Origin of the sequence: Rhodococcus sp. DK176, assembly GCF_038447315.2 — a bacterium.
Lineage (GTDB): Bacteria > Actinomycetota > Actinomycetes > Mycobacteriales > Mycobacteriaceae > Rhodococcus_F > Rhodococcus_F jostii_A.
Genome location: NZ_CP118321.2, coordinates 4346443 through 4362509, shown reverse-complemented (window position 1 = coordinate 4362509; position 16067 = coordinate 4346443). Strand labels below are relative to the sequence as shown.

At 66.5% G+C, this 16067-nt stretch carries 12 protein-coding genes; all 12 read right to left on the bottom strand.

Features of this window, described 5'->3' with window-relative positions:
* Positions 1 to 9: 9 nt before the first annotated feature.
* The gene (fadD32, locus tag PSR88_RS20680) at positions 10 to 1905 is read right to left on the bottom strand and encodes a long-chain-fatty-acid--AMP ligase FadD32 (RefSeq protein ID WP_029539691.1); all 1896 of its coding nucleotides are present in this window, start codon (positions 1903 to 1905) and stop codon (positions 10 to 12) included.
* Positions 1906 to 2092: 187 nt separating this feature from the next.
* A complete protein-coding gene (locus tag PSR88_RS20675; RefSeq protein ID WP_016884422.1) occupies positions 2093 to 3082 on the bottom strand; it encodes an LLM class F420-dependent oxidoreductase in 990 nt (329 codons plus the stop codon).
* Between the two features lie 194 nt (positions 3083 to 3276).
* Entirely contained in the window at positions 3277 to 4251 is a 975-nt protein-coding gene (locus PSR88_RS20670; RefSeq protein ID WP_016884421.1) for a cutinase family protein, read from the bottom strand.
* A 6-nt stretch (positions 4252 to 4257) separates the two neighbouring features.
* Positions 4258 to 4833, bottom strand: a complete 576-nt coding sequence (locus tag PSR88_RS20665) for a DUF732 domain-containing protein (RefSeq protein ID WP_005260437.1) — start codon at positions 4831 to 4833, stop codon at positions 4258 to 4260.
* Between the two features lie 126 nt (positions 4834 to 4959).
* The gene (locus tag PSR88_RS20660; protein ID WP_037197877.1) at positions 4960 to 6846 is read right to left on the bottom strand and encodes an alpha/beta hydrolase-fold protein; all 1887 of its coding nucleotides are present in this window, start codon (positions 6844 to 6846) and stop codon (positions 4960 to 4962) included.
* A gap of 131 nt (positions 6847 to 6977) precedes the next feature.
* A complete protein-coding gene (locus tag PSR88_RS20655; RefSeq protein WP_009477137.1) occupies positions 6978 to 7973 on the bottom strand; it encodes an alpha/beta hydrolase in 996 nt (331 codons plus the stop codon).
* Positions 7974 to 8258: 285 nt separating this feature from the next.
* A complete protein-coding gene (locus PSR88_RS20650) occupies positions 8259 to 9269 on the bottom strand; it encodes an alpha/beta hydrolase (protein WP_016884419.1) in 1011 nt (336 codons plus the stop codon).
* 338 nt (positions 9270 to 9607) lie between these two features.
* Complete coding sequence (gene zomB, locus PSR88_RS20645) at positions 9608 to 11527, bottom strand: flagellar motor control protein ZomB (RefSeq protein WP_016884418.1); 1920 nt, start codon at positions 11525 to 11527, stop codon at positions 9608 to 9610.
* Position 11528: 1 nt separating this feature from the next.
* The gene (locus PSR88_RS20640) at positions 11529 to 12434 is read right to left on the bottom strand and encodes a decaprenyl-phosphate phosphoribosyltransferase (RefSeq protein ID WP_009477134.1); all 906 of its coding nucleotides are present in this window, start codon (positions 12432 to 12434) and stop codon (positions 11529 to 11531) included.
* Positions 12431 to 12949 (bottom strand): phosphatase PAP2 family protein, encoded by a 519-nt coding sequence (locus PSR88_RS20635; RefSeq protein ID WP_009477133.1) that lies wholly within the window; start codon positions 12947 to 12949, stop codon positions 12431 to 12433. The genes PSR88_RS20640 and PSR88_RS20635 overlap by 4 nt, the downstream gene beginning before the upstream one ends.
* Positions 12930 to 14846, bottom strand: a complete 1917-nt coding sequence (locus PSR88_RS20630) for a glycosyltransferase (RefSeq protein WP_011596559.1) — start codon at positions 14844 to 14846, stop codon at positions 12930 to 12932. The genes PSR88_RS20635 and PSR88_RS20630 overlap by 20 nt, the downstream gene beginning before the upstream one ends.
* On the bottom strand, positions 14843 to 16060 hold the full coding sequence (glf, locus tag PSR88_RS20625) for a UDP-galactopyranose mutase (RefSeq protein WP_005248845.1): 1218 nt from the start codon (positions 16058 to 16060) through the stop codon (positions 14843 to 14845). Before glf ends, PSR88_RS20630 begins: the two co-directional genes overlap by 4 nt.
* Positions 16061 to 16067: the final 7 nt, after the last annotated feature.

Here is a 16067-nt window from a genome sequence, read left to right as displayed (position 1 = left end):
GGAAGTGGACTATTCGGAAACGCTATCGGGGAAGGCCGTCTGCGTGTATCCGCCGCGCAGGGTGCCTTCGATGTAGCTCGCCTTGCACGCGCGGCGGGCGATCTTGCCGCTCGACGTACGAGGAATCGAGCCCGCGGGCACCAGCAGGATGTCGCGCGCGGTGACCCCGTGCCTGCTCGACAACGCCGCCCGCACCGTGTCGGCGATCGGCTGGGGGTCGGCCTTGCCCGCACCCGGTGCACGCTCGGCGACGATCACGAGCTGCTCGGAGGAGTCGCCCGCGTCGTAGTTCAGACCCGAATGTGTGTTCTCGAACACGACGGCGGGCAGCTGGTTGGCCGGGACCGCGAACGCGGCGACGAAGCCGGGGCGGAGCGCGGTGCTCGCCTCCTGCGCCGAGTACTCGAGGTCCTGCGGGTAGTGGTTGCGGCCGTCGACGATCACGAGGTCCTTGACGCGGCCCGTGATGAACAGCTCGCCGTCGATGTAGACGCCGTAGTCGCCGGTCCGCATCCAGTTGGCGTCCTCGGGCGTACCCTCCGCGTGGCTGCCCTCCGCGAGCCGGTTGGTCAGCTTGTTGTGGAAGGTCTCGGCGGTCTCGTCGGTGCGACCCCAGTAGCCGATGCCGATGTTCTCGCCGTGCAGCCAGATCTCTCCGACCCGGTCGTCGGGCTGCTCGATCCGCGACTCCGGATCGACGATGGCGGCCCACTGGCTGCGCGCGACGTAGCCGCAGGACACCTGCGGGATGGCGTTCTCGGCGTCCTGGTCCACCTTCACGACACGACCGGCGTTGAGCTCGTCGCGGTCGACGTAGATGACGCGGGCCTCGTCCGAGTGCCGGGTGGACGACACGAACAGGGTGGCCTCGGCCATGCCGTACGAGGGCTTGATCGCCGTCTTCGGCAGGCCGTACGGCGCGAACGCCTCGTTGAACTTGCGCATCGACGACGTGGTGACCGGCTCGCTGCCGTTGATGAGACCGATCACGTTGCTCAGATCGAGGCTCTCACCGTTCTTCGGCAGACCGCGGGCGGCCGCGTGCTCGAACGCGAAGTTGGGTGCGGCCGCGAACGTGCCCGCACCGTCGGAGACCGCTGCCAGTTCCTTGATCCACCGGTACGGCCGCTGCACGAACGCGCGCGGGCTCATGATGGTGATGTACTTGCCGCCCAGGGCGGGCAGGATGACGGTCAGCAGACCCATGTCGTGGAACAGCGGCAGCCACGTGACGCCGCGCGAGTTCTCGTTGAGCTCGATGGAGTCGACCATCTGCAGCGCGTTGGTGCCGACGGCGCGGTGCGTGATCTCCACACCGGCGGGCACACGGGTGGAACCGGACGTGTACTGCAGGTACGCGATGTCGTCGAGATCGATCTCGGGGCGCACCCAGGACTCGCCGACGCTGTCGGGGATGGCGTCGACGGCGATGATGCGGGGGCGCTGGGCGGCGGGGAGGGACCGGAAGAACTGTCGAACACCCGCGGCGGAGGAGGTGGCCGTGAGGATGGCGGCAGGCGTGCAGTCACCGAGGACGGCGTGCAGACGGTCGGTGTGGCCGGGTTCGTCGGGGTCGAACAGCGGCACCGAAATCGTTCCGGCGTGGATGGCGGCGAAGAAGGAGATGACGTAGTCGAGACCCTGCGGCGCCAGGACTGCGACACGGTCGCCGGGCTTGGTGACCTGCTGGAGGCGAGCCGCGACGGCGCGCAGGCGGTGGCCGAACTGTTCCCAGGTCAGCTCCTGTGCTTCGCCGTCTCTGTCCCGCGAATAGTCGATGTAGCGGTATGCCAGCTCGTCCGAGTTCTCCCGGGTGTGCCGCTGGACGTAGTCGACCAGCGTGCTTCCCGAGTCGAGCCTGATATGGCCCTTCTCGTCGATAAAATCATCGAACTTCGCGTTCATTCCATCTCCTCCGAAGCGATCACACAGGCATGCCACCGGCATGACTGCGCCCCAGACTTCCTTCGCCGAATCGGATCTTGTACAACTCGTGGGGAACGACGTAACACGCCACTCACCCGAATAAGTTCATCGATTCCAAACCATCGATATGTTACAGATTGGCATCGCCGCCCTCGGTACGCTGCGTCTACTCGCCCTTCAGTTGCGAGATGATCGGCGCGAACGCATCCATCTGTGTGGGGAACACACCGACGTAAGACATTGTCGTCTTTTCTCGCACCATACGTATCTGATCGGCGATCTCCTCGAAGCTTCCGATCGCGAGATACGGCGAGCTCAGGATGTCTTCGACGGACAGTTTGGTGTCGACCTCGATGTTCGGCGGGAAGCCCTGATCGAGTGCGGCGAGCGCCATCTCGGCGGTCTGCTCACGGTCGTCGGTGATGACGATGGTGGTGATCGTCCAGTTCAGTTCGATGTCGTCGAACCGGTCACCGGCAGCCTCCCGGATCCGGTCGACGCGCTCCATCGTCTTCTCGAGCGTGACACCCGAGAGCAGGAGCTTGCCTTCCTTGCTGGTCGGCGTCGCCACGGAGATGATGTCGGCGTACTTGGCCGCGAGCGCCAGCATCTTGGGGCCGCCGCCGCCGACGGCGATCGGGGGACGCGGGCCCTGCCGCGGTCGCGGGCTGCCGGTCAGGCCCTTGATCTGGTAGTACTTGCCGTCGAAGGTGCACTCCTGGCCGCGCAGCAGCACGTCGAGGATCTGCAGGGTTTCCTCGAGCTTGGCGATCCGGACGCCCGGGCGCTCGTAGTCGATGCCGCCCTTGTCGAACTCTTCCTTCATCCAGCCGGCGCCGATGCCGAGTTCGAGGCGGCCACCCGACAGGACGTCGATGGTGGCGGCGTCCTTGGCGAGGATCGCCGGGTGCCGGAAGCCGTTGGCCAGGACGGCGGTGCCGAGCCGGATCTTGTCCGTGGCGATCGCGAGTGCACCGAGAGCGGCGATCGGTCCCACCTGGTTCCCCAGGTGGTCGGGGATCATGAAGCTGTCGAACCCGAGTTCCTCGGCCTTCTGCGCGAGCTTGACGAACCGACGCGCGCCGCCCTCGTCCGCGTTGCCCTCTCCGCCTGCTGCGAATCGGAACTTACGCAACGAGCTGGCGTCGGAACTCATGAATAGCTTCTCCTGTGGTGAAACGCCCGCGTTTCAGGACGTGAACATCGGTGGGGTCGGGCACCGGTGATGCCGCAACAGTGCAGCACTCTACCGGTGCCGAGAAACGCACACTACCGGCCAGTACGCGTCTCGCCTATCTGTTTGGGACGTTTCACGGCTCACCGACCACGGTGAACCCATCCGCCACAAAATCAACTGTGTGCCGGGGCCGGGGCGGCCTCGATCTTCTCGGCAGCCCATCCGGCGATCCACTGCGTGGCCGTCGTGCCGGAGTCGTCGACGACGTACGAGTTGTACAGCGCGTGGACGGGGTTGTTGTTGTACTCGAGCAGACGCAGACCGCTTCCGATCCAGTTGCTCGGTTTCAACGCCTGCGCCGGGGCGTCGCAGATTCCGTCCGACGGGGCGCAGATCTCGACCGCCCGGTCGGTGAGATCACCGAAACCGCCGGGGCGGGGACCGGTCATCGTGATTCCCGGGATCTGCAGACCGGCCAGCGACAGTTCGGCTCCGACACCGGCGACCGGCTGCCCGATATTCGTGGCGGCGGCCGGGTCGCGGCGACCGTCGGCGATGAGCCCGACACCCAGTACGAGATCCGACGGAACAGGACCGTCACCTGCGCCGATACTCGACGCAACGTCGCCGGCGATGACCGCGCCCTGCGAGAAGCCGGTGAGCAGGAAGCTGGTCAGCGGGCACTCGGCGTGACGACGGATCAGGATGTCGTTGGTGGCGGCCGTGCCCGCGCCGCGGCTGTTGTTGTACGACTGCTGCCCGTCCGGCGGGAAGGCGACCGGGTTGGAGAACTGTGCGACGTACGGAACCGTGTACACGTCGGCGCGCGACGGCTCGAACTGCTCCTGCAGCGGCCGCGACACGTTGAGCATCAGCGACGCCGGGTTGGCCGTCGGGTTGTACGGGTCGTCGGCGGCGCTGGACTCCCACGTGCCCGGGACGACCACCACCTGGACGTCGGGACAGCTGGCCGGCTGGGCGTTGGGACGCTCGGGACCGGGCGGGGTCGGGATCGGCTTGGGCAGCCGCCCTGCGAGGAGATACCAGAGCGCGATCACTGCGACGAGAATCACCAGCAGGATCACGATCAGCACCATCAGCTTGCGCAGGAGGCTGCTCTTCTTCTTCCGCGTTCCGGTCAACGACATCGGCGTCTACTTGCAGTAGGTCGCGTGGGCGACATCCATGTAGGTCTGGGCGTTGGCCGTCGCCTGCTCCTGGGTCAGTTCCTGACCCGCAGCCGACGCCTCGGTGCCGACCATCGCTGTGACGAACACCATCGCTTCGGCGTCGCTCTTGCCTTCGGCCTTGGCCTGGCAGATGAAGTCGGCGGTGCTCACGGCCATGGTGCCGTCAGCGGCCGGCTCGATGCCCTTGCTCTTCAGCGCGTCGAGGAACTTCTGGCCTTCGGCGCTGACCGGGACCTCGGCGGGGCCGGGAAAATCACCCGGAACTTCCTCGGGCTGCTGCGGCGGCGCGGTCGCCGCCTCACCCGGGCTCGTCACCGGCGCGGAGGCCGAAGCCGAGGCGCTCGCGCTGGGCGCGGCGGACGCCGAACTCTCGGCGGAACTGGACGCCGCAGCCGACGTCGCGGCACTGGTGGACGGGTTCGACGTCGCCGTGGAATCGTCGCTGCCGCACCCGACCAACAATCCGCTTGCTGCGACGGCGAGCGCGCCTACGGCGATCGCCCGTCGGAAGGTGGTGCTGATACGTGAGTGCTGCGGCATCTATTTCCGTCCTTGCTTTCCAAGTCGTTGTCTCTCGACAGGGTACAGACGCAGATCGGGCGGAAGCCTGGTCCGCCGGACCCGGCCCCGCCCGCTGCGCGTGAGATTTCTAGTGCGGTCCGGCCATCAGTGAATCTCGGCCTTGTTGTCGATCACTGTGACGTAACCGGTCTGGAAGTTCTGCTGAACTCCGCCGGGGATGGCGAATTTGTCGCTGATCGGGAAGCCGAGTCGACCGCCCTCGTAGCCGGCGCTCTTCCAGGCGTCGAAGATCGGTCCGTTCTCCACGGCCCACGCACCCGACAGCGGGCTCCAGTAGATGTTGCCGCCCTCGAACTGGTTGAACCGGCCGCCGTCCTTGACCGCGATCTCGCTGGTCTTCGGGAATCCGAGCCACCCGCCCTCGTAACCGAGTTCGGCGTACTTGCCCATGATCATTCCCTGCACGCGGTGGGTGCCGTTCGCCGGACTGAAGTACATGGCGCCGATCTCGAAGCCCTGCACCGCGCCGTCCTTGCCGGGCGTGGGAACTTCCTCGGCCACCGGGTATCCGAGCGGTCCGCCTTCCCAGCCCTGACGTGCCCACTCGTCGCGGATCGCGCCGCGAACGGCGTGTGCCCCGGTCTGCGGCGACCAGTACACGGACCCGTGCTCGAAGTGGTTGAAGCGACCGCGACCGTCGGGGGTGGCCAGTTCGGGCGTCGTCGGGTAGCCGAGCGGCCCACCCGGACCACCGGTCGCCTGGTAGACGCCGCCGATGGCGCCGGCCACCGGCTGCGCGCCGGTGTCGGACTTGGCGAAGATCCGGCCGTTGCGGAAGTCCTGGACCGTGCCGCCAGCGAGGCTGTACTCGGGGGTGAGGCAGTCGCCGATCCACGGGTTCGCGCCGGCCACCCCGGCGATGGAACCGCCTGTGGCGCATACCGGCTTGTCGGGTTCGACGTCGACGGCGCTGGCGAGCTGCGGCCACAGCTGGTGGAGCTCGAACTGCCAGTACGGCCACGAGTGCGTGCCGGACGGCCGGTAGTTGACCTGGGCCGGGATGCCCAGCTTGTTCAGCTTGGTCGCGAAGGTCTGGGACGTGAGCCGCGACAGGATCTCGAGGCCCATCCCCGCGTAATTGGTGCTGACGCCGGGGATTCCGGACGGCTGGTCGTACGGGCCCGTGGTTCCGCTACCGCTGGAGATGTACAGGCTGACGCCCTTGAGCTTGTCGGCCAGCAGGTAGGGGTCGTGTTCCTCCCACGCCGCGCTGGTCGGGGGACCCCACATCGCGTCCGCGTCGAATCCACCCGCGTCGCTCATCGCGTACGCAACGGCCTGCGGCATGCCGAGCGCGGTGGTGGTGAGCATGCCCGACAGCGACGCGGCGAATTTGAAGAATCCCTGGTTGCGGGCCGCGAGGAACATCGCGGACGTGCCGCCCATCGAGAGTCCGATGACGCCGCGGGTCTGCGTGGTGCGCCAGTCGCTTTCGAGGATCGGGGGCAGTTCCTTCGTGAGGAACGTCTCCCACTGGTAGTTCTGACCGTTGTCCTGGGCCACCCAGTCGGAGTAGAAGCTGGACTGGCCGCCGACCGGGAGGACGACGTTGATGTTCTTGTCGGCGAAGAACGATTCGGCGTCGGTCTCGAGCGTCCAGCCGTTCTCGTTGTCCTGCGCGCGGAGACCGTCGAGCATGTAGACAGACGGGAACTTCTCGGTGGGCTTCGAGTTCCAGTCCCGTGCAAGCAGCATCTGCACCTGGATGGGCACACCCATCGACGGGGAGTTGATCCAGATCGCCACGCGACGGTCGGTGAGCCAGTCGACGTGATGGATCGTCGCGCCGCCCGGGGCCTGCGTGGCCACCGGAGCCTGCGCGGCGACGGGCGCAGCCGAGACGGTGGCGGTCTGGGCGAACCCGACCGCCACCGGCACCACGAGCACAGCGGCAAGCGAGGCCAGCGTCCGCCTTCGAACATTTCCGGCCGACGAACGCTGACGTTCTGCCTTGAACAGGCCTACTCGCATGACGTTCACTCTCTCTCTGCGCGTCGAGGCCAACACGGAGCACGGCCTCGCGTTCCGGTTCTTTCTACACGCAAACGACAGACGAGTGGGAGTGCCGCGCTGTTACAGCTGGTGCAATTGTTACTTCCGAGCTACCCGATCGTGTTGCCGAGGTCGCCGGCCAGATCGTGGATCTGCTGCTGCCAGTAACGCCACGTGTGGATGCCGCGGGGCGGGAAGCTGTAGGTGACGTTCTTCGCGCCGAGGGTCGCCATCTTGACCTGGAAGGCACGGGTGTTCGCCAGCGACAGTGCCTCGAGGCTCGCACCGGTGCTGGCGTTGAAGACGTCCATGAATCCGGTCGGTGCGGCTCCGCCGGGGGCGGGGATGCCGTTGGCCGCCGACACCCACAGGCGGGTGTTGTTGTCGCGAAGCTTGTTCGCGAACACGAACGGGTCGTTGCGCAGCCACGCCGGGTTCCACGGCGGGCCCCACATCGCGTCGACGTTGTAGCGGCCGGCGTCGAGCATCGCGATGCGGATCGCCTCACGCATGCCGGGAGCCGAGATGTTCAGGTAACCGGACAGCGAGCCCGCGTAGTTGAACTGCTCGGGGTGGTAGGCGGCGAGGGTCAGGGCGGCGCTGCCACCCATCGACAGGCCGATGACGCCGTTACGGGTGGACTGGAACCCGAGGCGGTTCGCCAATGCGTCGCGCAGTTCCTGAGTGAGGAACGTCTCCCACTTGTACGGCGTCTTCTGGCCGTTGAGGTTCGAGTTCGAAATCCAGTCGGAGTAGAAGCTGGACTGCCCGCCGACCGGCTGGACGACGTTGATGTTCTGCGAGGCGAGGAACGGGCCCGCGTCGGTGTTGACCTCCCAGCCGCTCAGGTCGTCCTGCGCGCGCAGACCGTCGAGCAGGTAGACGACCCGGTTGGTGTTGCCGTCGGCGGCACGCCAGATGCGGCTCTTGATCGGTCCCATGGCGGAGTCGACCCAGAAGTCCTGTGCGGCGGGGTCGAAGGCTGCGGATGCCGTTGCGCCGCCGCCCACCATGGTCACGCCCAGTGGCAGTGCGACCGCCAGAGCAATTGCGGCGGCGGTACGCCTGGCCCATCCGCTTGTTCTCGTCGAACCCCCAACTCGCATGAACTCGTCTTCCCTCCGCTTGATCCGTCTCGCGCCGCGGCCGCGGCAACCTCTCGATAACTCTCGTGAAAATCTCACGTACAGACGCCACCCGCGCAGCGCTCGCTGCGCGGGTGGCGTCTCGACGGGATCACCTTACTGACAAAACGTTCCGTTGTGCACTCCCGGGGAAGGGAATCCTGGGTTTTCCCTCACGTACCCGGCCGGGGCGCGGGCACCCCGGAGCGCACGAGTGCCGCCCCGCCGGATCGGCGGGGCGGCATTCGTCACGGGAGTGGTGTCAGATCACCAGGCGCCCAGTGTGTCCAGAATCTGGCCGCGGGCCTTCCACAGCTCGGCACCCCAGTACGGCCACGAGTGCGTGCCGTTGGCGGGGAAGTCGAAGGTGGCCGGGACACCGAGGGTGGCCAGACGCACCTGGAAGGCGCGGGTGTTGGCCAGGGCGAGAGCCTCGAGGCCCATGCCGTTCGCGGTGTTGTAGTAGTCGATCGGAGCGCGCGGGTGGTCGAACTCGCCGGGCAGACCGCTGGCAGCCGAGATGAACATCGACAGACCGTTCAGGCGCGGGGCGAACACGAACGGGTCGTTACGCAGCCACGCCGGGTTCCACGGCGGGCCCCACATCGCGTCGACGTTGTAGCGGCCGGCGTCGATCATCGCGACGCGGATCGCCTCACGCATGCCGGGAGCCGAGATGTTCAGGTAACCGGACAGCGAACCGGCGAACTTGAACTGGTCGCGGTGGTACGCGGCGAGGGTCAGGGCGGCACTGCCACCCATCGACAGGCCGAGGACGGCGTTGTTGGTGCGCGAGACGCCGTAGTTGGCGAGGAAGTCGGGCAGTTCCTTGGTCAGGAACGTCTCCCACTTGTACGTGACGGGCTGACCGTTGAAGTTGCTCGCCGAGTACCAGTCGGAGTAGAAGCTGGACTCGCCGCCGACGGGCATGACCAGGGTCACGTTGTCATTGCGGTACTGGTCGAACGCGTTGGTCTCGAAGCTCCACGCGTTGCGGTCGTTGCGGGCGCGCAGTCCGTCGAGCAGGTACAGCGCGGCGCTACCGCCGCGAGCTGCCCACTGGACCTGGACCTTGATCGGTCCCATGGAAGAGGGAACCCACAGTTCCTCGTAGCCACCGGCCGGCGCGGTCTTGGCGGGACCCGCGTGCGTCGGTGCTGCTGCGGCGGCGGCTCCACCAGCGATTCCTGCGCCCACAGGCAGTACCAGTGCGACGGCACCGATGGCCATCGCACGCTGCTTGAGGCGCTGAGACAACCTCGGTCTGGCAAAACGCATGAATACTGCTCACTCTCTTCGTCTGCGGACTCCGCCACTGGGCGGCTCCGGCGGATTCCGTCGGGGAACAGGCGACCTGCCGGCCCGGGCGTTGAAACCGGGTCGGCAGCGGACCTCTTCCAAGTCACACTGCGCTTGGTGGACTGTATGTCACACGAACTTCCCTGACAAACGCTCACGGAGCGTTTTTCAGGGAACTTCCAGACCACCGTCACCGATGACTCATCATCGACGTACATCGTCGCCGACAGTTCCAGCGTTACACAAACGAGATCTGATGTTCCGACATCGAGATCTGCCCGGGACGCCCCGGTGACACACGCACCGCCCGGTTCGCCCTATTTGGCCGGTTCCGGGAACGGTGGCTCGAGATTGCACCGCTGAATTTCATATGCGGGCACTCGCTCGAATCGATAACTCGCGAAATGCAGCGCATCCTTGAAATTCTGCTTGAATCGCGGCCACGTCAGTTCGGACCGGTACGACGTCAGCAGGTCCTGTGTCTCGGGGCACGTGAGCGCGACCCGCGCCTCGGTCACCCATTCCTCGTCGAGGAATCCGGGCATCCACGGGTGCTTGTCGATCATTCCCGTGTCCACCACGACCCAGTCGGGGTAGAGGGCCTTGTCGTGCCCGATACGGCCGTCGTCCAACCGCTCGGTGTGCGCCGCAAGCGGGTAGGCGAGACCCATCTGGTCAAGCACCCGCACGTCGAGGCCGACGTTCATGCTCGTCATGCCGAGGTTCAGGAAGTACACGGTGTGGCCTGCGCCGCCGTCCGGGATCGGAAGGGGCGGAGGAACGACGAACCAGTACGTGTAATCGGCGGACGGGATGAGCAGGCCGCCGTCGGGGGTGTCCGAGATGGTCTGGACCATGGCGCGCATCCGCGGGTAGTCCAGATAATCGTCCGCGCGAATCGGGTGCGCATGACCGGTGTTGAGAACGTAGAAGGCGCGTTCGTCGACAATTCCGGACCGTCCGATAACGACACCCTCCGGCATTCCCGTCGTGTTCGACGCGAAAAATGCCCACACGACGGTGCCGACCCACAGAGAAGCCATTGCGAGGAAAATCGACGATTCCCTATTACGCCCCCACGCGGCCCGGTCCGGAATTCGCACCGGAATTACGGCGACGGGAACGATGAAACAGAACAGAACGGGGAGAAGAACGCGGCCGTGCATGAAGTCGCCGCCGACGCGCAACGAGTACAGACCGAGGATCAGCCCGCTCGCGAGAATGAAGACGACGACGGCATTCTGCGTCCGCAGCCATCCGCGCTGACGCGTCAGCCGATTCCCCTCGGTGTGACGAACACCATCTCCGATGAACTTGTCCCGGCCCCGCCAGGCGATCACGGCGCCGGCGAAAAGGAAGACCAGCGGCAGCCACAGGAGGTACGGGCCGAGCAGATTCCAGAGGTAGGCGAAACCCTGCGACCACTTGGCGCCGCCGGCGTCCTTCGACACCGCGGTGTTGGGGTACGGGAGGGCGTAGTAGCCCATGCGCCAGATCTGGTAGCCCACCGGAACGATGCCGGCTACGAACACCATCGCCACACGCACCCCCCAGGTGAGACCGGGCGCGAGGAAGATCATGGCCAGCGACAGCACACCCAGGATCGCCAGTTCGGGACGCACGAGGGGCCCCATGCCCGCGACGAACGAGAGCACGAGCACCGAAGTGGTGGACGGGGTGGTCGCCTGACTCCATCGGACCAGCAGCAGCCAGAGCAGCGCGATCCAGAAGATGACGAGGCAGCTTTCGAGACCCGACGTCGCGAAGTCGCGGGCCGGGGGCACCGCGATGTAGACGAGCACACCGGCGGGCATCAGGAACAGCGTGCCGCCGCCGGCGAAGGACCCACCGCGGTACAGGCGCGCGGTGCCGAACATGGCGAGCACGATCGCCGCCGTGGACAGGATCAGCGCGATCGTCAGGACGACGTATTCGAGCCGGGCCTGGGAGAGCCAGCTGAACGCGTAGACGATGTACGTCCACGCAGTGCTGGTGTTGGCCTCGACACGCTCGCCCGAGTTGAAGACGGGACCGTTGCCTGCGAGGAGGTTACGGACCGTGCGCAGCACGATCAGGCCGTCGTCGGCAATCCATCGCCGTTCCCAGGCACCCCAGAACATCAGGAGAGCCGAGACAGCCACACCCCCGAGGAAGACCACCCTCGAGAGGATGGCCTTCCGGTGGCGTTCGGTGGTCCGCTCCGCGGCGGCGTCCGAGTCCTCGGCGCCTCCTACCAAGTCAGACGAGGTAGACAGCGACACCCACCACTCCGATCCAGGCAATCGCGAGGAGTTGGAGCACGCGGTCGCCCAGCGCAATCTCCTCGGGCTCCCCCGCCTCGCCACCGTCGACGTCCACGGCGTAACGCAGGATCGCGATGGTGAACGGCACCATGGAGATGGCGTACCAGTTGGTGGCCTTCAGGTCGTCCTGCTGGAACGCCCACAGTCCGTAGCAGAGCACGACCGCGGTGGCGCTGAGCGTCCAGACGAAACGCAGGTACGTCGTGGTGTAGTTCTCGAGGGACTTGCGGATCTTCGCGCCGGTGCGCTCGGCGAGCTGCAGTTCGGCGTACCGCTTACCGGCCGCCATGAACAGCGAACCGAATGCCATGACCAGCAGGAACCATTGCGACAGTGCGATCTCGGCGGCGACACCGCCTGCGATGGCGCGCAGCAGGAACCCGGACGAGACGATGCAGATGTCGAGGACGGCCTGGTGTTTGAGACCGAAGCAGTACGCGAGCTGGATGCCGATGTAGACGGCCATCACCACCGCCAGCTGCCAATTGGCGAGGAACGACAGGGCGATCGACGCACCGAGCAGCACGACCGCCATGCCGTAGGCCAGGTTGACGGGCAGCACACCGGCCGCGATGGGGCGGAATCGCTTGGTGGGGTGCGCGCGGTCGGCCTCGACATCCATCGCGTCGTTGACGAGGTAGATGCCGGACGCTGCCATGCAGAACACCACGAAGGCGAGTGCGACGGGAAGCAGGACGTCGGATTCCGTCGCCGTGCCCGCGGCGACGGGAGCTGCGAGGACCAGGACGTTCTTGACCCACTGACGCGGGCGAACGGCCTTGACGATGCCTGCCGCCAGGGATGTCGGGGGTCCGGTGACGACGGCCGGTTCCTCGCTCATTTCTCTCCAAACTTCTGCTCGGCCTTCAGCACCGCGACCGCAGAGGCGGCCCCCAGGGCAGATCCGGCGAGCACATCGGTCGGGTAGTGCACTCCCAGAACGAGCCGGGAGAGCAGCATCGGCGGTACCAACAACGCAGGCAAGGGTAGCCCGGTGAGGCGGCCGAGCAGCACGGCAGCTGCTGTCGTGGACGTCGCGTGCGACGACGGGAAGCTCAATTTGCTGGGCGTCGACACGTTGACCTGGATCGACGGGTCGTTCGGCCGGGGGCGGCGGACGATGCGTTTGATCACGATCGACGCGGCGTGGGCGCCGACGGCACCCACCGCGACTCCCGCCCATTGCCGGCGACGAGGCTTGTCGAGTGCCGCGCCGATGCCGGCGACGGCCACCCACCCGAGGGCGTGCTCACCGAAATGGGACATACCCCGTGCCGTCGAGACGACGCCGGGACGGCTCGCGATCGTCGACTGGACGGCCTGCAGGATCTGGACCTCACTTGATGCCGAAGACACGTTCCCACCTCTCCTTGCTGGTCAGGGCAGGAACGGCGTCCTGGTACTCGCGCTTGAGTTCGGGGAACCGCTGGGCCAGTTCGCGGCGCAGCCGGATCGCTTCCTTCAGCAGCGCGAGCGCCAGCTTGGGGTTGCGCTTGCGGTAGACCACTCCCCGCCCGTCCGCGGTGGTGACGGTGACGCCGTCCACCTGGGACAGCAGGAACCACCGCGCGTCGATGGTGGGCACGTTGAGCTGGGGACGCTCGTGGTGCTGCTCGTGCGCGGGCTTGACGTTGTGGATCAGGCCCTTGCCGAGGCGCACGATCTTCGCGAGCGGGTTCGTGGGCAGGCCGACCGCACCGACTTCCTCACCCGAGGGCAGCGGCAGGCTCGTCGACGACGGCAGGACCACCGCGTCCGGGTACTCCTTGCGCATCGCGTGGACGTTGCCGAGCGCGGTGGGGAGCAGTTCGAAGATGTGCTCGGGGCCCTGCAGGAAGTCGGCGATGGCCTGGTTCTGGATCGCGACGGTCGAGTATTCGAGGCACAGCAGGTGCTTGATCGTGGCCTTGACCGTGTTGATCACGAGGCCGCGGCCGTTGCCCGGCATGTGCAGGGACGCGACGACGAGCCGGTTCCGCAGGTGGAAGTACGCCTGCCAGTCGATGGCGTCGTCCTTGTCGCTCCACGCCATGTGCCAGATCGCCGCGCCGGGCATGGTGACGGTCGGGTAACCGGCATCGCGGGCACGCAGGCCGTATTCGGCGTCGTCCCATTTGATGAACAGCGGCAGTGGCTGACCGAGTTCCTCGGCGGCCTGCCGCGGGATCATGCACATCCACCAGCCGTTGTAGTCGACGTCGATCCGGCGGTGCAGCAGACGCGAGTTCTCGCGGTCGCTGAGCGGGTAGCGGGAGAAGTCGTGGTCGTACTCGACGTTCGGGGCGGCCGTCCACATGAAGATGGACCGGTCGACGACCTCGCCCATCGAGTGCAGGTGACTGCGCTCCTGGAGGTTCAGCATCTGCCCGCCGACGAGCATCGGCGTCTTCGCGAACCGCGACATCGCCAGCGCGCGCAGGATCGAGTCGGGCTCGATCTCGATGTCGTCGTCCATGAACAGGATGTGCTGGCAGTCGGTGGTCTTCAGCGCCTCGTACATGATCCGGCTGTAGCCGCCGGACCCGCCGAGATTCGCCTGGTCGTGGATGGCCAGCCGGTCGCCGAGCGCTTCGGCGGCCTCTGTGAAGCCGGGTTCGTCCTTGACCTTGCGGGTGCCCTGGTCCGGGATGATGACGGCCTTGACGACGTCCATGACGAGTTCGTCGGACGCCAGCGCCGTCAGCGCCTTGACGCAGTCGGTGGGCCGGTTGAACGTGGGGATGCCGACGGCGACGGTGGCCTCACCGGGGGCGTCGACCGGTGCGTACCAGCCGGCGCTCTCCAGGACGACCTCGGTGTCGGTCGTGATGTCGAACCAGATCCAGCCGCCGTCCTCGAACGGGGCGAGTTCGATCTCGAACTCCAGCGCGGCGTCACCGTCCTGGAACTCGCGGCCCTCGACGTGGATCCGCGACGAGTCGGCCTTCGAGCGGTACACGTCGATGCGGCAGTGCCCCGACAGCTCGAGACGCAGCACCACCGAGTTCAGGGTGCTCCACCGCCGCCAGTAGCTGGCCGGGAACGCGTTGAAGTAGGTGCAGAACGACGCCTCCGCCTCGGCGCCGACCGACAGCGAGGTGCGCGACAGCGAATGCGCGCGGCGGCTGTTGGTCTTCGCCTCCTCCAGGTAGAGGGTGCGGACGTCGAGCGGCTCACCGGCGCGCGGCAGGATCACCCGCTGCAGCAGCGACTTGCCGAGTAACGGGGCGTCCTCGGTGACCTTCTCGGATTCGAGCAGATGTCGGGCGCTCATTCGGCATCCCCCACGAGGGCCGCACCGGATTCGAAGTGCGGACGCAGGGAGTTGTCGAACATCGACAGCGCGCTGGCGATCGCCATGTGCATGTCCAGGTACTGGTAGGTGCCGAGGCGGCCACCGAACAGAACCTTGTTCGACGCCATCTCCTCCTTCGCGCGGTCGCGGTAGGCGGCGAGCATCGCGCGGTCGTCTGGGGTGTTGATCGGGTAGTACGGCTCGTCCTTGCTCTCCGCGAACCGCGAGAACTCCCGCATGATGACCGTCTTGTCCTTCGGGTAGTCCCGCTCCGGGTGGAAGTGGCGGAACTCGTGGATCCGGGTGAAGGGCACGTCGGCGTCGTTGTAGTTCATGACCGGGGTTCCCTGGAAGTCACCGGTCTCCAGCACCTCGGTCTCGAAGTCGAGGGTGCGCCAGCCCAGCTCGCCCTCGGAGTAGTCGAAGTAGCGGTCGAGGGGGCCGGTGTAGACGACGGGGGCGTCGGGGCTCTCGGCGCGCAGGTCGTCGCGGACGTCGAACCAGTCGGTCTCGAGCCGGACCTCGATCTTCGGGTCCTTCGCCATGTTCTCGAGCCACGCGGTGTAGCCGTCGACGGGCAGGCCCTCGTACGTGTCGTTGAAGTAGCGGTTGTCGAACGTGTACCGCACCGGCAGGCGGGTGATGTTGCCCGCGGGCAGGTTCTTGGGGTCCGTCTGCCACTGTTTGGCGGTGTAGTCGCGCACGAACGCCTCGTACAGCGGCCGCCCGATCAGGGAGATCGCCTTCTCCTCCAGGTTGGACGCAGATGCGGAGTCGATCTCGCTGGACTGCTCGGCGATCAGCTTCCGCGCCTCGTCCGGGGTGAAGTAGCGCCCGAAGAACTGCGACACCAGGCCCAGCCCCATCGGGAACTGGTACGCCTGCCCCTTGTGCAGCGCGAACACCCGGTGCTGGTAGTTCGTGAATTCGGTGAACTGGGTGACGTAGTCCCACACCCTCTTGTTCGAGGTGTGGAACAGGTGCGCACCGTACTTGTGGATCTCGATGCCGGTCTCGGGCTCGGCCTCCGAATAGGCGTTTCCGCCCAGGTGATGACGACGGTCGAGCACCAGCACACGCTTACCCAGCTGTGTTGCTGCACGCTCGGCGACGGTCAGTCCGAAAAATCCGGAGCCGACGACGATGAGGTCGTACCGGCCAGGGGCGGTTGTCTCTGGGGTTGCAGCGGTCACGATGAAC

What these genes read in the sequence shown, in the direction of transcription:
- fadD32 (WP_029539691.1), bottom strand. Translation starts at nt 1,905, where the DNA reads ATGAACGCGAAGTTCGATGATTTTATCGACGAGAAGGGCCATATCAGG.
- PSR88_RS20675 (WP_016884422.1), bottom strand. Translation starts at nt 3,082, where the DNA reads ATGAGTTCCGACGCCAGCTCGTTGCGTAAGTTCCGATTCGCAGCAGGC.
- PSR88_RS20670 (WP_016884421.1), bottom strand. Translation starts at nt 4,251, where the DNA reads ATGTCGTTGACCGGAACGCGGAAGAAGAAGAGCAGCCTCCTGCGCAAG.
- PSR88_RS20665 (WP_005260437.1), bottom strand. Translation starts at nt 4,833, where the DNA reads ATGCCGCAGCACTCACGTATCAGCACCACCTTCCGACGGGCGATCGCC.
- PSR88_RS20660 (WP_037197877.1), bottom strand. Translation starts at nt 6,846, where the DNA reads ATGCGAGTAGGCCTGTTCAAGGCAGAACGTCAGCGTTCGTCGGCCGGA.
- PSR88_RS20655 (WP_009477137.1), bottom strand. Translation starts at nt 7,973, where the DNA reads ATGCGAGTTGGGGGTTCGACGAGAACAAGCGGATGGGCCAGGCGTACC.
- PSR88_RS20650 (WP_016884419.1), bottom strand. Translation starts at nt 9,269, where the DNA reads ATGCGTTTTGCCAGACCGAGGTTGTCTCAGCGCCTCAAGCAGCGTGCG.
- PSR88_RS20640 (WP_009477134.1), bottom strand. Translation starts at nt 12,434, where the DNA reads ATGAGCGAGGAACCGGCCGTCGTCACCGGACCCCCGACATCCCTGGCG.
- PSR88_RS20630 (WP_011596559.1), bottom strand. Translation starts at nt 14,846, where the DNA reads ATGAGCGCCCGACATCTGCTCGAATCCGAGAAGGTCACCGAGGACGCC.